Here is a 20153-nt window from a genome sequence, read left to right as displayed (position 1 = left end):
CGTCATAATCACACCTCTCTGTAGTCAGAGCGGGTTCCTGCCCGCTCGGTCATCCCAGGACGCCCGCCGCTAACGGGCGTCCGCCTCTTGCCTCGCCGCGGCCATGCTCGCCTCGGTCCGGAAAATCGCGGTGCCGGGGAAATGCAGCCAGAACCGCCGTTGCCAGGCTTCCTCCAGCACCTCCACCTCGCCGCCGTGCGCTGTCACCAGGGCGTCGTACTGCAGCCACAACTCATATTTTTCGCGATTCGAAAGCCCTTCCAGCGGCGTCGCGTGCGCCTTGGCCGCCGGCAGTTCGGTGACGTTGCTCGGCGCTTCCGCCATCGCTTGCTCGGCTTGCGCCAGCAGCGCCGCCGCGCGGGCGGAAGGCTGCGGCCCGGCCAGTGCGGCAGCCGCTTTGCCCGCCTCGGTAAGCCCGTGGCTGGTGTGCGCGGTCGCCGTCTTGCCGAAATCGCCCACCACCAGCTTGCCGGCGGCCGCCGCCTGGTCGGCGAGATGCCGTTCGAGCACCTCGGCCGTCGGCGCCAGACCCTTGGTTTCGGCTTTCTGGCGTCGTCTTTGCTCGGCCAGGAATTCGCGCTTGATCTCGCTCGCCTTCCGGGCGATCTGCTGTCGGTCCGCCCCGGTGCGCTCGGCCGCTTCGGCGATGCACACGAAGTTCTTGCGGAAATAGACGACGATCCGCCCGAGATCCGGCGTTTCATAGACGTCCACCACGCTGCCGACGTCGATCCGCGCGAGTTCAGGCGCCTGGAACCACGTGCCGTCGAGCCGGATGCCCTTCTTCTGCAGCGTCCGTTGCCCGCCGTCGGCCGGCCTGGCGAGCAGCAGGTCCAGACTGCGCTCGTCAGCGATCCGCCGAACTTCGCCGCTCCACGACGCCGCCTGGGCGAACGGGCTCCTGCCGAGGCCGGCATGGGTCCGTTGCTCATACACCCCGGCGATCCAGGTATTGATCCGCGCCTGCATCGCTTCCGCCGTCATCGCCTCGATGCCCAGTTCGCCGAAGTCCACCAGCTCGCCCTTGCGCGCTAGCCGGTCCGCGAAAGTCCGCCGCGCCTCGATCGCCTTGCGCTCGGCCACCGAATGGCCCACGAAATGCGGCAGCAGCTCCAGAATCGAGTGGTTCAGGGTGCCGATGGCGCGCTCGACGTGCGGTTTCTCCTCGGGAGAGAAAGGGTTCGTCGTCCGGTGCTGAATACCCAGCGCCAGCAGCGCGCGCTTGAAATGTGTGGATTGGTAGTCCTGCCCGTTGTCGGTCAGGATTTCCGTGGGCACGCCCCAGAGGAGCAGCGCCAGGCGTAGCGCCGTGCAGTGCGTCACCGTGCGCGGCGTCCTCGCCACCACCACCAGCATTCGCCGGCTCCACACATCGATGATCACGCTCACCGTGTGCCGTTTATGCTGGCCGTCGGTGTCGAGCAGCAGCCAGTCCGCCGGCGTCGCGTCCATCTCCCAGCGGTCGTTGAGGCCGTGCACGTCCTCGCTGCACGAGCCGTACGCCAGCATGCACTGGTTCTTCCAGGCGTCCGGATTCGTCGCCTGCAGGTAGAGTTCGCGGTGCTCCGCGATCCAGGTTTTCTGGAAGCGCATCACCTGGTCGTAGCTCGGCGCCTGGAAGAGCTTCTCGCCGGTCTTGGCGTCGATCGACGCGGTGTGCAGCAGCAGGTGTAACTGCCCGGTGCGGATGCCGGGGCGGTCGAGCATCAGTTTCTTGGCGGCTGCGGCCAGGAGCGGCACGGCGGAAAACACCGTCTGGCCGGCGAGTTTGGCGCCGTTGCGCCGATCGACCAGGGCGGCGAGGTTCTGCGCCTCGTAGGCGGCCACCCAGCGCTGTACCGAGCGCCCGGAGACCGCCGGATACGCCTCGCGAACGGCCCTCGAGACCGGGATTTCCAAGCCGTTGTAGGCCTGCGCGTAGGGGTCCCAGCTCGCGGATTTTTTGAGGGGCTGCGCTTTCACGAACCACACCTGCCAGCCCTGCGCGATCTCGCTGTGCGCGGAAAGCGTCAGCGCTTCGCGCGCCGACAGCCCGCCGGCGAGGTCGCGCAGCACCGCCTCGGCGGTCTGCTGGCGGCGCGCGCGGGCGGCTTCCTGTTCTTCCTCAAACTGGGCCAGCATGGTGGTCAGGGCCTTCATCCGCGCGCCCCGGTTCACTGTAACGACGACGTTTCGGTGATGCGTCACGGCCCGTGAAACATCGGCCGGGAGGGTGGCGAGGGGGTAGAGGCGGCGCTTGCCCCCGCGGAGGGTGATCTCCTCGAACGGCCAGGCTTCGCGGTTCGCTCGTTGTGCAACGGCTTGCTTGGTCACGCCCAGCGCCTGGGCGATATCAACCATTGTGGCGGTCACGGAAACAGCGGGCAAAGGGGCGTTCATGGGGGGCATTCTGGAAAGGGGTGAGGGGTCAGCCGGCGTCGTTAAAATGGGCAGGCAGGCATCCAATCTGCAAACCCAACCACTTCACTGGAGACCCCTCATGGAAAATGAATCGCCGCTCGACGAAATCAACGAAGAACTCCACGAACTGCGCCGCAAGACAGAGGCCTTGTGGCAGCGCAGCGAAGCCCAGCAGCAGGTTCTGGAAGCACTGAGCGCTATGCTCTTGAGGCACCCGAAAGCGAATTTGCATTGGGCCAAAACCCTCGAAGAGATTGCCGCGAAGCGCGAACTGTTCGACGAGAACGATTTCGCGCTTCCCTGGCTGCGCAGCTTCATCGAACGGATGCGGGACGCGCATGACGCGCTTTCGGTGACGATCATCACGGCCGACGGGGCTAAGTTGCGCCCGTTGTCGCGGAGCGAGCGGCGAAAGCGGCTCTCCGTGCTGCATGGCGGGCCTCAAACGCCTGCTGCTCCCGCACCCGCTCCTCATGCGCCGCCTGCATCTCCAGAAACTGCCGCTCCCGATGAGGCTTGTGGACCTTCTCTTCCAGAAGCTCCATGAGCGCCTCGTCATACGCATCTTCCCGGCGCTGCTGCTCCTCCAGCGCCGGCCGAATCAACCACAGCAGCGCGTTTGCCCACAGGGCTTTCAATGTGCTCATTGCATCGTCCCCATCACGTCCTTGATCCGCCGGATGCGCCGGCCCGCGTCCTCCTTGATCCGCTCCAGCTTGCCGATCTCGGCATCGAGCGCTTCCTTGCCCACCAGCACCTTGCAGCCGCGCAAATCGGCAAGCCAGGTGGTCAGCTTCCGCGTCTCCACCGCCACCTCGAAGGCCGGCACGTACTCCAGCGGAAAGCGCCAGCCGTCGCGACTCTCGGCCGTCCAGGAGTCCAGTTGATGCTTGCTGATCGGCGCCCCGGTCAGCGCGCTCATCTGCTCTGCAACGGCCTGCCGAGAGTGCGTCGAGCGCTTCATCAGGTCGGTCAACACGTGCCGGATCGCCCGTCCGCAATCGAGCGAACCGGGTACCGGAACCACCTCCACAGGCACCTCGAAAAGGTCGCGGGTCAGAGGATCAAAACTCGTTTTCATGGTGTTTACTCCGTCGTGCGTTATTGCCATTGTGTTAGCAACCAGAATGGCTAGAATGAAGCACGTGAGCCCCCCGGATACCGCGCCCTTTGGGCGTCCCGTCCGGGTGGTAGCGAGCGGCGAACATCACCTGAACAGGGACGCCAACCGCATCGGCCAGCCGCTTCTCGCTGGCCGGATAGGAGTGCGTCATCGCCTTGGAAAGAGTCGTCGGGCTGGTCAGCCCGCACTGCTTGGCGAGGGCGCGCAGGGTGATGCCGCGCTTATGCAAAGCGGCTACGATGTCCGCCGGGTGCCAGTCCTCTTGACTGGCTTTTTTTGGGGTCTGGATTGTCATCTGGTGTCGGCATCGGTTTGTGTTGGAATGGATGGTATTAGATACGCAAATTTGTCGTTAGTCAACACCGTTTACAGACACGTTTGTCGTTGACACTTTAGAGTTTGCTTATATTCGGCCAAAACAGTGAAAAACATAGACAAATCAACGGGTAATGAAAGTGTCAACGACACTGCCCAAGTTGACACTTTCGTTGACACTTTCGTTGACACTTCCACTGTTGTCGAATCGCCCACTGAAAGGCAGCAAATTGGCACTCGGATGAAGACAGCCAGGACGTATCTCGGCCTTAGCCAAGCCAATTTTTGCGTACAAAGTGGCTACAACGTGCGTACCTACCAACGAAATGAGGAGGGGCGTAACGAGGCGGGGATCACCCTTGGGGCGGCGTTCGTTCGGGCGGGGATCAACGCCAACTGGCTGATGACGGGGGAAGGTCCCATGCGGATCGAGGACTTGGCCGGCGCGGAAACGCCCGGCGCGCTCGATCGGGAGCGCATGCGCATCTCCCTGAAGGCCATCGAAATGGGATTGAAGGCGACCGAGCGCGTCATGGCGCCCGCCGCAAAAGCCGAGTTACTGCTGGCGGTCTATGACCTGCTGGAGGACTCCAGCGTCACCGAGGAGAAAGTCATGAATATCGTCAAACTCGCGGCGTAGCGCCGCATTTCCAGGAGGAACGTGGTGAAAGAAGAAGAAAAAATAGCCAAGGTCATCGGCCTGATGAAGCAAACCGAAACAGCGTCAACCAGCCTCAAACCCTTGCCAATCAAGGAAAAGAAGGTGGTCATCAAGGGCGGCATCAACCACCTCGGCGGGGGGCAGATGCAGCTCAAGGTGGTGCTGCTCGCGCCGCCGTCGGTCGTGCTCATCTCGAAGGCCCAGAAGGCCGACCTGGTCGAACGGCGCGACCAATGGGTCGATCTGCACAACACCCTGAAGGCCCGCCAGATCACCCGCAGCGATGCCAGGAAAGCCCTCAACGCCAAGGCCAAGGTCACGGCGCACCGCCTCATTCCCGCCGCCCGCTACGCCGACCTGATGCGCTGGCTCGAAGCCAGAATAGAGGCGCTCCGCAGGGCCGAACAGCGCCTGACCGAAAGCAACCGCCGCGACCTTGGATCGTTGCGGCCCATCGTCGCCATCCCTCGCGACGCTAACCTGGACCCCGATGTAACGCCGCCCCACGCAGAACGCCCCCCGCCCCGCCTGCTCCAGATCAAAGGCCCGAACGCTGTGCAGTTTGTGCCAAATACCACCTTAACGCCGGGCATTCGGACCGGAAATCCAGCCATTTTGTGCCAAACCCAAAACCGCCGGCCATTTTTGCCCCCCACCCCTCAAACCCTTGCACAGCAAGCCTTTCATCCCCCCCGCCTCACAATTCCCCCGCCCCCGCTCTGTGCCAACTATCCCCCTCCCTCACAATTTGAGCAATCCAGAGCAACGTCAGGCCAAAGAAAACCCGGCGCACGTCCGGGGGTCTGGTTCAGCGCAGCGCCTCTGCGCGGGTAACGGCGAGGTAGTGTTCCAGCTTGGCGACGATACGCGGCAGGTCGGTGCGGAACTGCTCGACCGTCACCTGGCTGACGTCAATCGTCAGGGTAACGGCAAAAGGCGCGCAAAGATCAGCGCCGAAGGTGTAGCCGCTTTTCTCAGCCATGACTCGCCCCCTCCACCGTCGAGAGGAACACGGCCAGGGCCGGCGGCAGCGCGTTGGAATCGCCTTCGGGTTCGAGGCTGGCGAGTTTTGAGGAGTAGGGGGATTGTTGGCGAGTGGTAGCGCCGGGGGTGTTGGGCATGGGGTGATTCCAAGTAGCGGTTGTGTGTTCCGCCTTCCCCACTTCCACATGAGGAGGGCAGACCGTGCGGGTGTGGAAGACCGGCACTTGGAACCGGCGAGCGCGAAGGCTCCCCGCACGGTCGCCCATAACTGGGGGCCATGCCAACGGACATGAAAAAAGCCGCGATGCAGGCGGCTTGTCCGCCAAGTGTCCGGGCTTCCACACCCGCATCGCTGATGTGCAACGACAGCACCAGCATAGGCCACGCGCCAGCAGTACGTCAAGGACTTGCACAATCGACGCTGGCGGGGCGATCTACCCCAAGCCGATACAACTTTGCCACAGAAACGCCCCTGAGCGTCGCTGTGCCCGCCATGGTTTCTTTCTCATCGACTGACACCTTGCCTGCCACCTTGCCTGCCACTTTGCCGGACACCATCCCGTTCGCCACGCACGCACGGGGGGTTGCCGGCAGCATTGCGCAGTGCAGCGTTAGCAAATATCGCGCCAGTAGTGACTGCTACCTGATGAACATCAGGTAGCGCATGGTGAGGAACAGTTCATGCTTGGCGTTGCTCCTGGCATGGTGCGGTGCGATTCGAAACGCTCGACTGGCAGCCCCGGCGAACCCGCTGCGCCCCCCTTGGGTGTGACGTGTGAGGGCGACGGTACTGCGCGGGGCATCAGCCATGCCGGGAACACATCGATGTCCAGCGCGGTGGCAGCCCGGTAGCGCCGGGAGTGACGGCACCTACCTTGTCGATCGCGCCAGGTGACTATCTGCACCTCGACAATGCCGCGCGATGCCATCCTCAGCAGGGCACGGGCGATCGATCGCCAGCAACGCCCGGCGAGCGCGGACACTTCACGGGCGCTTGCCCAGGGCCGATCCAGGGATTGTAGTGAATCGAGTGCCAATGCCTCGACGCCGGCTCTGTACTCGTCTCGTGCAGTGGTCAAGTGTCGCCCCTCTGTGTGCGCGTGCGAGGGGGAGCATATTCGGTTAGGCGCTTAGTTGCAATATGCCCAGAAGTAGCCTTTTTGCCGCCGGCGCGCGCAGCAGCCGCCCCCCCCGGTCTTGGCATCACAACACAGGCCGCGCAGATCGTCGGGGAATGGTGGCGTCGTCGGTAGCTGCGCGGATGCGTACCGCTTCTTGCGATTTGGCGCCGGTTCCCTTGTCGAAATAGACGCCAGACAGCCACATGCGTGGCTCTTTGGAGAAGTGAACCCCGACTAGGTCAACCCGGCCTTCCGGTCCTCGTCGATCATGAATTGGTCTATCCGGTCCTGCATCCGCCCGGCCACTTTCGGATCCGACATATCCCCCTCCTGGGGTGTCTGCGCTTCGGTTGGGGCTGTACTTGATGCCTCGCTCGTCGAGCCAGCCGGCCGCTGCCTGTACGGCACCGTCGCGCCAATCGTGAAGCCGGGCTTGAAGATTGGGTCGTCCGGCGGGATCGCCGTTCCCCCATACTTCGTGATTAACTCCCTGCCCGTCATTTTTCCATCTGGTAAGCTCATGGCGTGTTCTCCTGGTGGTTGTGCGATTGGGTTTCACTGCGCTTCGGGCAGATCAAACGTCCAGCCCTTAGCCAGCATCCATCGGACGAGCTTTTCCCCTTCGGCGGACATGACTTCAGGCTCGTCGACTAGAGCACGTGCTTCCCACCGCGGGAATATCCCCCCTGAAACCTGCTCAATAAGGATATCGGGGCAGGGATAGACTTCTCCGCTGCCACCAAGCGCGAAGCAAGATGACAGCTTTAGCCCCCCTGCGGTTAGTTCGTCGATAATCTCCCCCATCTCGCCGGTGGACATGCTGGAGATTCCGAACAGTTGCCGGTCCTCGGACGCGTAGGGAAAGGCGGCCCGAAATGCAGCTTCTCCGCCCTGATAGTTCCTTCGTACTGCGCTCTTCTTGACGACCGCAGTCGAGAAAACGATGCGAATGCTCATGGTGTGCTCCTGTTCGTCGAATGAAAAAACCCGCGTCAGCGTGGGGGCTAAAGCGGGCCTTGACGAACCGAACGACGCTTTAGGAACGTTCAAAAAACAAGTTGCGGAATTTGAGTATTTGTTAAGATGACAGATTCTCCCATGGCTATGATTTCCTTCATCGCATGAAGCCTTACACTGAAGAAATAGAACGTCTGATGACGACAATGTTTTGCAGGTTGTCCGAAAAAGATCGGCGACGGTATGCGGCAGTCGAAGCCCATAAATTAGGGTGGGGTGGAAAGGAATATATTTCGAAATTGTTGGGTATAGACTCCAGGACGATCTGCCAAGGCTTGGTGGATTTGAAAGAAATGCAAGAATTGGCGCCCGGTCGGATCCGCAGACCAGGGGGCGGCCGCAAATCCATCATCAACGCCATGCCTGAATTGGAAAGCATTTTTTTTTGAAGTCATCTCTGAACATACGGCAGGAAGTCCGCAACACGACATCGTCTGGACGAACCTCAAACCGCAAGCTATTGCCGAGCGAATCACGACGAATGGCATTCCTGTAAGTCGCTACGTTGCCTGCAAGTTGTTGAAAAAATTTGCAAGTCGCCAAGCCCAGAAAAAGAAGTCGTTCAAGCAACATCCAGAACGTAACCCCCAGTTTCAGAACATCACAGAAATCAAAGCGAAGTATCTTGCACGGAACCAGCCTGTGATCAGCATGGATACGAAGAAAAAGGAGATGATAGGCAACTTCTATCGCGCGGGAAAATTGTACGCACGAGAATCCATTGAAGTCTTGGACCATGATTTTGCCAGCTACGGCGAGGGAAAAATTGTGCCGCACGGACTTTATGACGTAGGGCTAAACAAGGGGCACGTGAACCTAGGAACGAGCCGCGATACGACGGAATTTGCGTGCGACAGCGTCGCGCACTGGTGGGAAAAGGTGGGCAAGTACGACTATGCTCACGCCACCCAACTCCTGCTGACGTGCGATGGCGGAGGCAGCAATCCCTCCAATTCCTCTTTGTTTCGACAGGACTTGCAGACCTTGGCCAACCGCATCGGACTGGAAATTCGTATTGCCCACTATCCACCGTACTGCTCCAAACACAACCCGATCGAACACCGTCTTTTCCCTCATGTCACGCGTGCTTGCGAAGGCGTAGTCTTCAAGAACGTTCCATTGGTGAAGGAATTGATTGAACGCACACACACGAAAACTGGCCTGTGTGTCTCCGTCGACATCCTCAACAAAGTCTACGAAACTGGGCGCAAAGCTTCAGAGCAACTCAAGTCAACCCTGAAGATTATTGCCGATTCCATTCTTCCTAAATGGAATTACACCGTTTCTCCGCAGTCAGATATTGAATTTACACAAGTTGTTTCTTGAACGTTCCTTAGCGAGAATTTGTAAAGCGCCCTGCAAGCTGTGGCTTCAACTCGGCGCTTGGAAAATGATGCACCGAATGTCGTTTAGGGGCAAGCACTCAATCTGCAGAAGTCGAATCTGCAAGACCCCCTTCTTCTTTTTTGCCCATATCCCCCTTTTTTATCCGTCACACCGTCACACCGTCACAACCCAGCAACGGCAAGGGTTTGCGGGGTTTTTCTATCCGTCACACTCAAAAACGATGTGACGGATAGAAAACGGCTGAAAGCCTTGCTATCACTGGGTTGTGACGGTGTGACGGATAAATTACCCCCCTGCAGGCAGGTAACGGGAGAATACCTCATCGAAAGCCGACTTGACGTAGCCTTTCGCGTTTACAAGGCCGTCACGTATCGTTCGCGGCTTGAGACCGAAAGAACCCAAGCGCTTCGCTAACTGTCGGGGTGACAACGGATGGCCTCTGTTGTACGTCGCCCACGGGGCCTCATCGTCGTTGCAAAGTTGGTTCAGTAGCTCGGTGGTCGTGATGTTCTTTCCCTCGTGCGACGCCAGCGCTGTCTGGATGTCCGTCAACAATTCCTCCGATACTCCCTGCGAATCCTCGGTGCCCTCGGTCAGCGCAACCGCGGCAAGGTTCGCCTTGTCCGGCCATTCCCCGCCGGCCAAATGGGCGAGCGCGAGCAAAGGTTCCCAGTTGTCTGCGTCCCTGTTGGCAAGGGCAGGATGTTCTGGCCGTAGCTTGGCGAAATCGGCACCCCGTTCTGTTGCCCAGCGCAAGAACTTGCGTTTGGTGGGGATGAACTCCTCGTCGTGCGCATGTCGCAGATTCGCAACAACTTCACCGGCCAGCTTGCGCCTCATCTTGAGCACAACCGCGCGGCTCATGAGGGTTGCAGGAAGGTTGCCAATACCAGCGAGTGCTTTCGCTCCCCAGGTACAGAACTGCTGCGGCTCGAACTCGCCGTCGACTTCGACAACGCGGATGACATAGGCGGATTTCCGAGTGTGCCCGGAGTTCAGGATGCCGCGTAGTTCCTCGTTGTCCTTGGCGAAGGTGTCGGCCTCGTCAAGCAGTAGCGTTGGTTGCCACGCCTCGATTGTGCGAAAGAGCGCTGGCCCTGTGATGTTCGATGCCGGGACCGGACGAAGCGCCAACCTTTGAACCACACCCAGGAGCGTAGATTTTCCACAGTTCTTCTCCGGGGAATTGATGACTGCCAGCGGGAGCACTGTTGCATGATCCACAAACCATGTGAGCGCTGACCACAGTGTAGCGTCGCCTCGTCAGCCACAACATACTTGCGCAGTAAGGCAAGCGCGTCATCGAGGGCATCCGCCCCGGTGATGTGCGCGTCCCAAGGAGCGATGATCTCAAAGATTCGCCCTCGCTCGCTGTCGCCCTCTTCGTCGTCTGCCCGAGCCTTCGCCGCCAGCTCCCGACGTTCAGCGTGCACTACCTTGTCCAGCCCGCCAACGGTAAGCCCGGCCTTGATCATCATTCCGGCCAACGCCGAGTGCGGCGCTTGGAGAAAGGAGTGGCAGAACCCTCGAAATCTCGTACCCTTGGAAGTGCAAACTCACCGAGGGAGAAGGAAGATGCTCGAAGGTCCTGCCGGGATTGACTATAGCTCAGAGACGAGGCCGGTGCCACTGTGCGCTGCACGGTCGTCGATGGTGGGTGGGTCGTGAAGCGCCGCTCGCGCCTGGAGCGGGCGGAGCAGCTTGAGACGGTCAACGCGCGCCTGGCGGCGGGACAGCCGCAACGGCAGGTAGCCGCCGACCTCGGCCTGGCCCACAGCACCTTGCAGGAGTGGTGCCAGCCGGTTGTGGTCGGCGCAGCCCCAGCGGCCTTGGCGGCGTGGGTGGAGACCGCTGAGGGCGTGCGGTGGCTGCATCCACTGGTGTTGGCGGCGCACTTCAGCATCACCCTGCAGGGGGGTGCCGGAGTTCGGGTGGTGTGCCAATTTCTGGAGTTGAGCGGGCTGTCGGCATTCGTCGGTGCCAGCTACGGCACCCACCAGGGCCTCAATGCGGCCCTGGAGGAGGCGCTGGTCGCTGTCGCACATGAGCAGCGCGCGGCGCTGGCGCGGGGCATGCCGCACCGGGATCTCACGGTATGTGAGGATGAGACCTTCCATCCGCAGATGGGTTTGGTGGCGCTGGAGCCGGTGTCGGGCTTTCTTCTTCTGGAGCAGTACGCGGCGGATCGCAAGGCGGCGACCTGGACGCAGGCGCTCCAGGCGGCCCTGGTCGGGTTGAATGTTGCCGTGATCCAAGGCACCAGCGACGAGGCCACGGCGTTGCATCGGCAGGTCGAGGTGGACCTGGATGCGCATCATTCGCCGGACCTCTTCCATGGTCAGCACGAGGTATCGAAGGCCACCAGCCTACACCTGGCCCGCCAGGTCCGGCAGGCCGCCGCGACGGTGGTGGCCGCTCAGCAGGCTTGGGCGGTCGAGCGGGCGGCCCAGCAGGCGTACGAGAACCAGTCGCCTCGTCCCCGCGGTCGCCCACCCGCGTTCGCCGCCCGCCTCCAGGCCGCCGTGAGCGAGGTGGTGCAGGCCGAAGTCGCGCACACCCAGGCGCAGGCGCGTCAGAGCGAAGCCCGCGAACTGGTGCGGGAGCTGGGCATCGGGTATCACCCGTATGACCTGGAGTGTGGACAGGCACAACCCGTCGAACCCGTCGCGCAGCGCTTCAACGACGTCTGGGCGCGGCTCGGGCGTATCGCCCAGGCCGCTGATCTGCCGACGCGCGCCCGTGAGCGCCTGGCCAAAGCGCAACGTCTGACTACCCAACTGCTGGCCACCCTCACCTTTTTCTTCGCCACCCTGCAGGTGCAGGTCGAGGCCCTCGCGCTGCCCCCCGAGCTGGAGCGCGCCCTCGTCGAAGAACTGATTCCCGCTCTGTATCTGGAGCGCGTCGCCGAGCGCAGCACCCTCGCCGAGCCGCGTCACCGACTACGCGCGCTGAGCCGCCAGTTGCTCGAACCGCTGCGTCACGGCGCGCATCCGATCCAGGCCTTACCGTCCACCGAGATCGCGCGCCTGGAACAGGTGGCCGGCGAATGCGCCGATCGCTTCCAGCGCAGCAGTTCCGGGGTGGAGGGCCGTAACGGACAACTGGCCCTGCATCACCAGGGCCGCCATCGCCTGAGCGACCGCAAGCTCGCGGCGCTCACCGCCGTGCACAACTACCACATCCGTCGCGCCGACGGCACAACCGCCGCCGAGCGCTTCTTTGGCCGTGCACACGAAACGCTGTTCGCGCAGGTGCTCCAGCGCATGCCGCTACCCCCACGACCGGCGCGCCGACGACCTCGACCACCCAAGCCGCCCTATCTGATGCAGGTGGCGGCGTAGGGGGTGGCCGGAACGATGATCAAGGCCTGGTCCAGACGTGGATATGAGACTAATATAGTGTATTATAATCAATATATTAGAGGTTATTATACACTTGATGGACACCACCGATGAGGCGGGCAAGAGTCCGAAAAGGCTGTTGGCGCACGTTGCTCGCGCGAATCCGTTGTGGAAGGAAACCAAGGACGGGGATGAGGTGTTGGTGATCTTCCGTGCCGAAGACGTGTATGTCTCGCCGAACTGGTATCCCAGCAAGCACGATTTCCACAAAAGTCCCGACTTGGAACTACCGCGTGGTGCACGTGCACGGCAAGCTCTACATCAGGGACAACGAACGGTTCGTGCGTGGCGTGGTGGCGCGACTTACGCGAACTCATGAAGCGCAGACCGGATCACCGCGGCCTTGGAAGATGACGGATTCTTCACCTGAATACATCGACCAGATGCTATCGGCCATCGTTGGCATTGAGGTTGAGGTAACCAGGATGGTCGGCAAGTGGAAACTGAGCCAGAACAAGGAAGAACGAGATCGATCAACGTGGCTGATTCCAAGTAGCTTTCAAGATGAGACGAACTATGGCATGCTTGAATCTGTCGACATCGACGGAGGCATCGCATGGCCAGACCGAGGCGGGTAGATACGGAATTGGTGGCCAAAGCGCAGGAGCTGGCGCTGCAGGCCAATACCCTCGAAGCGCTGCGCGCAGGCGGTGCTGATGCCGGCGCTGCTGGGGACCACGCTGGAGCAGACGGCTGCCGTGCTGGGTGTGGGTCGGGCAACGGTGGCGCGATACCAGTCGCGGCTGCGAGATCGCGTCGCGCGGCCGGCCACTGCAGCGCCTCAGTGGGGTGGCCGGCGCCATGCAGCCATGAGCCTGGAGGAGGAAAAGTCGTTCCTTGAGCCATGGCGGCAACGGTCTGCCCAAGGCGGCGTGTTGGTTGTCTCCCCAATCCGCGCAGCGCTGGCGCAGCGATTGGGGCATCCGATTGCGCCTTCGGTGGTGTACCGCATGCTCGCTCGCCACGGCTGGCGCAAGGGAGCTCCGGACACCCGACACCCCAAGAACGACCCTTCTGTCCAGGAGGACTGGAAAAAAACTTCCTGGCGAGCTGGCAGCCTTGCTGAAGCCGCAGGATGTTCGCGGCCGAAAGGTGCGGCTGATGTTCCAGGACGAGGCCCGCTTCGGCCGCATGGTGCGCATCCGGCGCTGCTGGGCTCCGAAACCGGCACGCCCGATGGTCGGCAACGGCTACGAGCGCGAGTTCTTGTACGTCTACGGCGCCGTCAGCCCGCTGCAGGGACAGTTCGACAGGATGATCACCCACATCATGAACACCACCCACATGAGTGAGTTCCTCGCCCAAGTCAGCTCGGCTCATCGGCGAGACTTCATCGTCATGGTGGTGGACGGAGCGAGTTCGCACAAGGCACATGACCTGGTGGTGCCGGAGAACATGCGGCTGCTTCGACTGCCGCCGTACTCGCCGGAGCTGAACCCGCAGGAGCATGTCTGGGACGAGTTACGAGAGAAAGAATTCCCCAATCGAGTATTCAATGATCTTGAATCGGTTCGCCGGCAGCTTGAGGACGGTCTGCCGAGGTTGGCAGCAAATAGAGCTAGCATCCGGAGCCTCACTGCCTGGCCTTGGATTGTTAGTATCAACTTGAACGCGCACTAGAATGAGGAGCTACGGAAGCGCGGTGAGCAGGTCCAAGAGGCTTTACACTTAGCCATGCGCGTGTACCTTGATCTGTGCTGCCTTAAGCGACAATTCGACTTCCAGGACCAGCCCATCGTCCGCCTCCAGACGGAAGCGGTCCTGAGCATTCAGGCTCTACCCCCTGGCACGGTCGACCTCGTTCGGAGCGAAGCCCAGTACCTTGAGAACAGCCTCAATCCAGTCCAAAGCCGCCGCGAGGCAGTCGACCTATGGCTCTCCCAGGGTTCAGTAGTCCAACTTCCCGAGGCTGAGGTGCAGCTTCGCATTCAGGAGCTTCAGGCGCTGGGCTTCAAGAACTTCGATTCGTTCCATGTTGCCTCTGCTGAGCTTACGCGTGCTACGGCCTTTGTTACAGTCGACCAGCGGCTTCTACGCACGGGCACCCGCCACGCTGCCGCGCTCAAGACGCGCGTAATCGATCCCATTCAACTCGTCGAGGAGCTCTCGCAATGGAAGCCGTAATCACAAACCCCACAGAGCTTCGCCAAGCAGGTTTCCGAGCACTCGTCGAGGCGCTTGGGTGGGTGAACGCTGTGCGGTTCATTCGTCAGTACGACCCAGGCTCTGGCAATTACACCGAGGAGCGCCAAGCCCTGCTTCCAGACTGGGACGCAGCAACCCTCGTGCAGAAGGCGCGAGAGCTTCAGCAGGCCCGCAGTAAGGGCGCCTAATAAACGTTGAACTAAAGCGCTGCGCGCTGGAGTAGGCACCCCGGCGCCTCGGTCTCCTCCCTCTTCCGCTTCGAGCGTTCGTTCTCGCAGTCGAGTCCTCGACGCCTCGTTCCCCAACTCACTCGCAAATCCTCGATCCTCCTCGCTGCGGGGGACGTCCCCGCAGCAATCGAGGAGAGGATCATGAGTGAGCTGCGTGAACGAATGAGCAACACCATGTGCCTGCGGGGAATGGCGGCACGGACCCAGGAAGCCTACATCGGAGCGCTGGTCGAACTGGCGAAGTATTCCCACCGCTCGCCGGCGGATTTGCGTGTCGAGGAAGTGCAAGCCTACCTGCTGCACTGGATTCGCGACAAGAAGCTCGCCTACGCGAGCGTCAATCAAGCCTCGTGCGCCTTCCGCTTTCTTTATCGGCGGGTGCTCGGTCGCCCGGAAGCCGGTCTCGACATCCCGATGGCCAAGGTGCCCAAGCGTCTGCCGCAGATCCTCTCGCGTGAAGAAGTCGCGCGCCTGATCGACTCGGCGAGAACCCTGCGCGGGCGAACGCTGTTGATGACCACCTACGCCGCCGGCTTGCGGGTGTCGGAAGTCTGCGCCCTGCAGGTGGGGGACATCGAGAGCGCCGCCGATCGCATGTGCCTCAAGGTACGCCAGGGCAAAGGCGGCAAGGATCGCTACACGCTGCTGTCGCCGCGTCTGCTCGCCGCCTTGCGGGCCTACTGGCGCGACACCCGGCCGCGGCTGTGGTGGTTTCCGAACCGGGCAGGCACGGATCCGATCGAGATCCAGACCGCGCAGCGGATTGACTACGCAGCGCGCCACGCGGCGGGCATCGCCCCCGAGGGCGGCATCCACGGTCTTCGCCACGCCTTCGCCACGCACCTGCTCGAAGCCGGCGTCGATCTTTACCGCATCGGCCGGCTCCTCGGCCAGGGTCCTCTGTCGACGACCTCGCGCGATCTGCATCTGGCACGCTCAAAGCTGACCGGCAACCCCTCGCCGCTGGAACTGCTCGACCCGCACCGTTGGGCCACCGCCAGTGACTCTGGCCGAGGTCTTCCGCCGGCACGGGCCGGCGTACCTCGCCAAGCAGGTCTTGTCGTCAGCCAAGGCCAAAGTCTGGCGGGCCATCGTCGCCTGTCGCACGGCCCTCCTCGGCGCCCACGTCGAGACCGGTGACTGCTGCGGGGTGACGCGACCCGTCGATCACTCGTGCCGCAACCGCCACTGCCCGCAGTGCCAGACCCGAGCCAAGGAGCACTGGCTGGCGAAACGGCGCCAGGAGCTGTTGCCGGTGCCGTATTTCCATCGGTGTTCACCCTGCCGCATGCCCTCCATGCGCTGATCGGACAACGCCCGCGGGTGATCTACGAGCTGCTCTTTGGCGCGGCATCGGCCACGCTCACCGAATTCGCCGCCAATCCCCGCTGGCTGGGTGGCAAGCTGGCGTTCTCGTTGATTCTGCACACCGGGAAGCAGGACCTCGGGCGGCCTGTGCCTGTGCACGCCCTGGTCGCCGGCGGGGCGTTGTCTCCCGAGGGCGAAGGGAAGTCGCCCAAACGCGGCTTCCTGTTTCCGGTCCGCGCGCTGTCACCGGTCTTTCGCGGCAAGTTCCTCGCGGCACTGAGTGAAGCCCGAGGCTCGGGCGGCCGCTGGTGGCAGAGCTGGCCGACGAGAAGGTCTGGCGGGCCCTGCGCCAGCAGTGCTGGCGCACGACTGGGTGGTCTATGCGAAACAGCCGCTCGGCGGCCCGGAGCAGGTCCTCGAATACCTGGGTCGCTACACGCATCGGGTGGCGATCTCGAACGAGCGTCTGGTCGGGATGGACGAGACGACGGTCCGTTTCCGCGTGCGCGCCACGCCGGGCAAACGCGTGCTCAGCGTGCCGGCGGAGGAATTCATCGAGCGCTTCCTGCTGCACGTGTTGCCGAGCGGCTTCAAGCGGATTCGGCACTACGGCCTGCTGGCCCCGGCGGCGAAGGCGACGAGGCTGGCGCTGGCACGGCAGGCCTTGTCGGTACCCGGACCCGATCCGGTGATCACGGCGACGGTGGAGGACTTCCTGCAGCGCGTCGGCCGCGCGGAGTGGGCGCGCTGTCCCCACTGCCACGAGGGACGGTTCGTGCCGACGGCGGCGATTCCGCCCCTGCGTCAGGCGACGCCGCAGAGCGCATCGGTTCGCGGACCCCCATGAAAACGGCCAGCGCTTGGCGAGGGGCTTTCCCGTGTGCTCAATGGCAGTTCCGGCCGCCAGGAGATGCCTCGTCGGCAGCGTGCCGAAGTCACGATTCTGGCGCTGGCTTTCTGTTTGCCAGAGCGCCCTGTTCGTTCCTGTCACCTCCTCGCGAACAGCAGGAAGCCGCTCGTCTGCCTCTGGCCAACCCGTCTGACCCCTGCCCGTGGCTTGACCCGCGGCACGGGACGCTTACAATCCCCATAAGTACCGCCGTCGAGGCGCTTCAGTCCAACGAGGTTTATCTGCCGCGGATACGCCAGCGGCAAGGCCGGACGCTTTCGGCGCGGCAGATAAACGCTATTCGGGCAAGAGCAGTTTTGCAAATCACAGGATCGTTTTCACTACGATCCATAAGGCAATCGCATCACTCGAAGACCAACTGCCACGCCCCAGTGGGCAGGCCTTCGGGCCGGGTGCAGCGTACGACTTCTTCAAGGCGCTCCGTGAACTTGCTTCCTCCGCCGAGAAGAGCGTCTTGTTAGTCGATCCTTACATGGACGCCGAAACCTTCGACGGCTATCTGAGCGCCCTAGGAACGTTCAAAAAACAACCTGCGGAAATTCATTGCTGGACTGGAAAAACGGTGGGATTCCATTGATCAGCTTTCGCAAATTGTTTTTGAAACGTTCCTAAGGAACGTTCAAAAAACAAGTTGCGGAATTTGAGTATTTGTTAAGATGACAGATTCTCCCATGGCTATGATTTCCTTCATCGCATGAAGCCTTACACTGAAGAAATAGAACGTCTGATGACGACAATGTTTTGCAGGTTGTCCGAAAAAGATCGGCGACGGTATGCGGCAGTCGAAGCCCATAAATTAGGGTGGGGTGGAAAGGAATATATTTCGAAATTGTTGGGTATAGACTCCAGGACGATCTGCCAAGGCTTGGTGGATTTGAAAGAAATGCAAGAATTGGCGCCCGGTCGGATCCGCAGACCAGGGGGCGGCCGCAAATCCATCATCAACGCCATGCCTGAATTGGAAAGCATTTTTTTTTGAAGTCATCTCTGAACATACGGCAGGAAGTCCGCAACACGACATCGTCTGGACGAACCTCAAACCGCAAGCTATTGCCGAGCGAATCACGACGAATGGCATTCCTGTAAGTCGCTACGTTGCCTGCAAGTTGTTGAAAAAGAATAAATTTGCAAGTCGCCAAGCCCAGAAAAAGAAGTCGTTCAAGCAACATCCAGAACGTAACCCCCAGTTTCAGAACATCACAGAAATCAAAGCGAAGTATCTTGCACGGAACCAGCCTGTGATCAGCATGGATACGAAGAAAAAGGAGATGATAGGCAACTTCTATCGCGCGGGAAAATTGTACGCACGAGAATCCATTGAAGTCTTGGACCATGATTTTGCCAGCTACGGCGAGGGAAAAATTGTGCCGCACGGACTTTATGACGTAGGGCTAAACAAGGGGCACGTGAACCTAGGAACGAGCCGCGATACGACGGAATTTGCGTGCGACAGCGTCGCGCACTGGTGGGAAAAGGTGGGCAAGTACGACTATGCTCACGCCACCCAACTCCTGCTGACGTGCGATGGCGGAGGCAGCAATCCCTCCAATTCCTCTTTGTTTCGACAGGACTTGCAGACCTTGGCCAACCGCATCGGACTGGAAATTCGTATTGCCCACTATCCACCGTACTGCTCCAAACACAACCCGATCGAACACCGTCTTTTCCCTCATGTCACGCGTGCTTGCGAAGGCGTAGTCTTCAAGAACGTTCCATTGGTGAAGGAATTGATTGAACGCACACACACGAAAACTGGCCTGTGTGTCTCCGTCGACATCCTCAACAAAGTCTACGAAACTGGGCGCAAAGCTTCAGAGCAACTCAAGTCAACCCTGAAGATTATTGCCGATTCCATTCTTCCTAAATGGAATTACACCGTTTCTCCGCAGTCAGATATTGAATTTACACAAGTTGTTTCTTGAACGTTCCCTAGGCTCCGGACGGGATGTTCGGTTACTCCTAGCGAGGTATGCAGACGACGTGCGCGTGGCGGCCGAGAAGTTCGCGCTCCAACACAAGTGCAGAGTTGAGGCGCGAAAGAGCAACTCCATTCATGATCGGGTCATGTTTGTCGATGGGGCGCAGTGCTGGGTTCTGGGCGCTTCCACAAAGGATGCCGCCACCAAGAAGCCAACGTACTTGACCCCGCTCTCCGCCGATGTCGCGGCGCAGAAGATTCAGATCTATGAAGTCATCTGGAACGCGGCCACGGCAATCTAACCGCAATAAAGCTGCGCCGCTCCCCTGAACTCGAACGTTGGGCGCACTAGGCTGGAAAACAATTAGTCCCCCTAAGCTTCAAGGCAGTTGCCATGAGAAAGGGAAGTAACAATGAAGCTCCACATCCTTTCGGACCTACACTTGAGTGTGTACGACATGTCACCGCCACGCACCGACGCAGATGTGGTCATTCTCGCAGGCGACATTGCTCGTCCGGTAGAGGCTATCGCGTGGATTCTGGCATTCACTGACAAACCCGTCGTATACGTACCGGGCAACCATGAGTTTTACGGCTCCAGCCTCCAGGCCACGGTACAAGAACTGCAGCGTTTGACAGCAGGCACAAACATCCACGTCCTCGACAACCAGGTACTGGAGTGGCATGGCGTTCGTTTTGTGGGTAGCACGCTGTGGACGGATTTTCTCGCCGCAGGAACTGGAACCGAACAAACCGGTGCCATAGTGCAATCGATGGCGTTCAACCGCGACTTTAGTCGTATCTACACCGATGAGCCGCCCGACAGACGGCTGTTCACACCACAAGACTCGGCTGCGCTGTTTGCGCGCAATGCTAGCTGGTTAGACACCGTGCTACGCCAGCCCTTTGGCGGTTCAACGGTAGTAGTCACGCACCACGCTCCTTCGTTGCGCAGTATCCCCCCTCGTTTTGCTGGCTCTGCACTCAACGTCAACTTCGTCTCTGACGCCGAACACCTGGTGGGCCACGAGCGCGCTTGCCTGTGGGTGCACGGCCACTTGCACGACAGCTCAAACTACGAGATCAATGGCACGCGGGTGCTGTGTAACCCCAGGGGCTATGCGAAGGGCGGGCTGAACGAGAATCAGGCATTCGATCCGTTGCTGACGGTGGAAATCACCTAGACTTGAAATGCGTCAGCTTTGGCTGTTGCGAGGAAAGCTAAGTAGGAAGGGTTCGCCCAACCCATCAGAAAGTAAAGCATCAGAAGTAA

The 20153-nt window shown here is 60.8% G+C and carries 22 protein-coding genes and 3 pseudogenes; 16 read left to right on the top strand and 9 right to left on the bottom strand.

What is annotated here, in order from left to right; translation table 11 throughout:
- Positions 1–69 precede the first annotated feature (69 nt).
- Complete coding sequence (locus V5B59_RS23475) at positions 70–2379, bottom strand: DDE-type integrase/transposase/recombinase (protein ID WP_332352083.1); 2310 nt, start codon at positions 2377–2379, stop codon at positions 70–72.
- Positions 2380–2479: 100 nt separating this feature from the next.
- Between V5B59_RS23475 and V5B59_RS23470 the strand changes: the two genes are divergently transcribed.
- Positions 2480–2947 (top strand): hypothetical protein, encoded by a 468-nt coding sequence (locus V5B59_RS23470; RefSeq protein ID WP_332352082.1) that lies wholly within the window; start codon positions 2480–2482, stop codon positions 2945–2947.
- Positions 2948–3043: 96 nt separating this feature from the next.
- Here V5B59_RS23470 and V5B59_RS23465 read toward each other — a convergent pair whose 3' ends face one another.
- Both V5B59_RS23465 and V5B59_RS23460 read right to left on the bottom strand, forming a co-directional pair.
- Entirely contained in the window at positions 3044–3481 is a 438-nt protein-coding gene (locus V5B59_RS23465) for a hypothetical protein (protein ID WP_332352081.1), read from the bottom strand.
- A gap of 34 nt (positions 3482–3515) precedes the next feature.
- Entirely contained in the window at positions 3516–3818 is a 303-nt protein-coding gene (locus V5B59_RS23460) for a helix-turn-helix domain-containing protein (RefSeq protein WP_332352080.1), read from the bottom strand.
- A 261-nt stretch (positions 3819–4079) separates the two neighbouring features.
- Here V5B59_RS23460 and V5B59_RS23455 point away from each other — a divergent pair, with 261 nt between their 5' ends.
- Together V5B59_RS23455 and V5B59_RS23450 are read left to right on the top strand one after the other, a co-directional pair.
- Positions 4080–4478, top strand: a complete 399-nt coding sequence (locus V5B59_RS23455; protein ID WP_332352079.1) for a hypothetical protein — start codon at positions 4080–4082, stop codon at positions 4476–4478.
- A 24-nt stretch (positions 4479–4502) separates the two neighbouring features.
- On the top strand, positions 4503–5333 hold the full coding sequence (locus tag V5B59_RS23450; RefSeq protein WP_332352384.1) for a hypothetical protein: 831 nt from the start codon (positions 4503–4505) through the stop codon (positions 5331–5333).
- Here the strand turns inward: V5B59_RS23450 and V5B59_RS23445 are convergent.
- From V5B59_RS23445 to V5B59_RS23425, 5 genes are all read right to left on the bottom strand, one after another.
- Complete coding sequence (locus V5B59_RS23445; RefSeq protein ID WP_169071476.1) at positions 5308–5481, bottom strand: hypothetical protein; 174 nt, start codon at positions 5479–5481, stop codon at positions 5308–5310. The genes V5B59_RS23450 and V5B59_RS23445 overlap by 26 nt on opposite strands.
- Positions 5474–5620, bottom strand: a complete 147-nt coding sequence (locus V5B59_RS23440; RefSeq protein WP_169071477.1) for a hypothetical protein — start codon at positions 5618–5620, stop codon at positions 5474–5476. The genes V5B59_RS23445 and V5B59_RS23440 overlap by 8 nt, the downstream gene beginning before the upstream one ends.
- A 1066-nt stretch (positions 5621–6686) precedes the next feature.
- Positions 6687–6809, bottom strand: coding sequence for a hypothetical protein (locus V5B59_RS23435; RefSeq protein ID WP_256436005.1), 123 nt, complete (start codon positions 6807–6809; stop codon positions 6687–6689).
- Between the two features lie 29 nt (positions 6810–6838).
- Entirely contained in the window at positions 6839–7126 is a 288-nt protein-coding gene (locus tag V5B59_RS23430; protein ID WP_169071479.1) for a hypothetical protein, read from the bottom strand.
- A 33-nt stretch (positions 7127–7159) separates the two neighbouring features.
- Entirely contained in the window at positions 7160–7561 is a 402-nt protein-coding gene (locus V5B59_RS23425) for a hypothetical protein (protein WP_169071480.1), read from the bottom strand.
- Between the two features lie 164 nt (positions 7562–7725).
- On the opposite strand from V5B59_RS23425, the gene V5B59_RS23420 reads away from it, so the two are divergent.
- Both V5B59_RS23420 and V5B59_RS23415 read left to right on the top strand, forming a co-directional pair.
- Positions 7726–8010 (top strand): hypothetical protein, encoded by a 285-nt coding sequence (locus V5B59_RS23420; protein ID WP_332352379.1) that lies wholly within the window; start codon positions 7726–7728, stop codon positions 8008–8010.
- A complete protein-coding gene (locus tag V5B59_RS23415; RefSeq protein WP_332352484.1) occupies positions 7985–8947 on the top strand; it encodes an ISAzo13 family transposase in 963 nt (320 codons plus the stop codon). Before V5B59_RS23420 ends, V5B59_RS23415 begins: the two co-directional genes overlap by 26 nt.
- 306 nt (positions 8948–9253) lie before the next feature.
- Here V5B59_RS23415 and V5B59_RS23410 read toward each other — a convergent pair whose 3' ends face one another.
- The gene (locus tag V5B59_RS23410) at positions 9254–10177 is read right to left on the bottom strand and encodes a DUF3631 domain-containing protein (protein WP_288131029.1); all 924 of its coding nucleotides are present in this window, start codon (positions 10175–10177) and stop codon (positions 9254–9256) included.
- A gap of 455 nt (positions 10178–10632) precedes the next feature.
- Here V5B59_RS23410 and V5B59_RS23405 point away from each other — a divergent pair, with 455 nt between their 5' ends.
- The 11 genes and pseudogenes from V5B59_RS23405 to V5B59_RS23355 all read left to right on the top strand — a co-directional run bounded on the left by V5B59_RS23405 (position 10633) and on the right by V5B59_RS23355 (position 20064).
- Positions 10633–12309, top strand: a complete 1677-nt coding sequence (locus V5B59_RS23405; RefSeq protein WP_332352383.1) for a DUF6399 domain-containing protein — start codon at positions 10633–10635, stop codon at positions 12307–12309.
- Positions 12310–12445: 136 nt separating this feature from the next.
- Positions 12446–12947 (top strand): annotated as a pseudogene (locus tag V5B59_RS23400) (FMN-binding negative transcriptional regulator); the annotation flags it as partial.
- A gap of 78 nt (positions 12948–13025) precedes the next feature.
- Positions 13026–13397: pseudogene (locus V5B59_RS26425) on the top strand (winged helix-turn-helix domain-containing protein); the annotation flags it as partial.
- Positions 13297–13989, top strand: a complete 693-nt coding sequence (locus V5B59_RS23395) for an IS630 family transposase (RefSeq protein WP_408612959.1) — start codon at positions 13297–13299, stop codon at positions 13987–13989. The pseudogene V5B59_RS26425 and the gene V5B59_RS23395, both read left to right, overlap by 101 nt.
- A gap of 54 nt (positions 13990–14043) precedes the next feature.
- Positions 14044–14493 carry a hypothetical protein gene (locus V5B59_RS23390; protein WP_288130648.1) on the top strand — a complete coding sequence of 150 codons (450 nt, stop codon included), beginning with the start codon at positions 14044–14046 and terminating at the stop codon, positions 14491–14493.
- Between the two features lie 392 nt (positions 14494–14885).
- Positions 14886–15884, top strand: a complete 999-nt coding sequence (locus tag V5B59_RS23380) for a tyrosine-type recombinase/integrase (RefSeq protein ID WP_332352381.1) — start codon at positions 14886–14888, stop codon at positions 15882–15884.
- Positions 15802–16899 (top strand): annotated as a pseudogene (locus V5B59_RS26420) (IS91 family transposase). Before V5B59_RS23380 ends, V5B59_RS26420 begins: the two are co-directional and overlap by 83 nt.
- Before the next feature lie 757 nt (positions 16900–17656).
- Positions 17657–17941, top strand: a complete 285-nt coding sequence (locus V5B59_RS23370; protein ID WP_332352379.1) for a hypothetical protein — start codon at positions 17657–17659, stop codon at positions 17939–17941.
- On the top strand, positions 17916–18884 hold the full coding sequence (locus V5B59_RS23365) for an ISAzo13 family transposase (protein WP_332352483.1): 969 nt from the start codon (positions 17916–17918) through the stop codon (positions 18882–18884). Before V5B59_RS23370 ends, V5B59_RS23365 begins: the two co-directional genes overlap by 26 nt.
- Positions 18885–18942: 58 nt before the next feature.
- Entirely contained in the window at positions 18943–19182 is a 240-nt protein-coding gene (locus V5B59_RS23360; RefSeq protein ID WP_169070771.1) for a hypothetical protein, read from the top strand.
- A 111-nt stretch (positions 19183–19293) separates the two neighbouring features.
- On the top strand, positions 19294–20064 hold the full coding sequence (locus V5B59_RS23355; protein ID WP_169070772.1) for a metallophosphoesterase: 771 nt from the start codon (positions 19294–19296) through the stop codon (positions 20062–20064).
- Positions 20065–20153 lie beyond the last annotated feature (89 nt).

The sequence above is a fragment of the Candidatus Accumulibacter contiguus genome, from assembly GCF_036625285.1.
Taxonomy (GTDB): Bacteria; Pseudomonadota; Gammaproteobacteria; order Burkholderiales; family Rhodocyclaceae; genus Accumulibacter; species Accumulibacter contiguus.
This window is presented reverse-complemented; position numbering and strand designations above follow the sequence as displayed.